Source organism: Salmonella sp. SAL4457, assembly GCF_046548235.1.
In the GTDB taxonomy this organism is placed as follows: Bacteria; Pseudomonadota; Gammaproteobacteria; order Enterobacterales; family Enterobacteriaceae; genus Salmonella; species Salmonella enterica.
This window is the reverse complement of sequence record NZ_JBGDZO010001375.1, coordinates 1-234: the sequence shown is the minus strand read 5'-3', so window position 1 is coordinate 234 and position 234 is coordinate 1. Positions and strand designations below refer to the sequence as shown.

Annotated in this window: 1 protein-coding gene; it reads left to right on the top strand. The window is 64.1% G+C overall.

Annotated features, from left to right (window positions below; genetic code table 11):
* A partial coding sequence (locus ACLJNW_RS28665) for a helix-turn-helix domain-containing protein (protein ID WP_410962078.1) occupies window positions 1-214 on the top strand: 214 nt, incomplete at its 5' end.
* Between the last annotated feature and the right edge of the window lie 20 nt (window positions 215-234).

Genomic DNA, 234 nt, shown 5'->3' with positions numbered 1-234 from the left:
CACCGGACGCGTCGCCCGCACCTTGCTGGACCTGTGCCAGCAACCGGACGCCATGACCCACCCGGACGGCATGCAGATCAAGATCACCCGCCAGGAGATCGGCCGGATCGTCGGCTGCTCGCGGGAAATGGTCGGACGCGTGCTGAAGAGCCTGGAGGAGCAGGGCCTGGTGCATGTGAAAGGAAAGACCATGGTGGTCTTCGGCACCCGCTGAACAGCACCCATGAAAAAGGC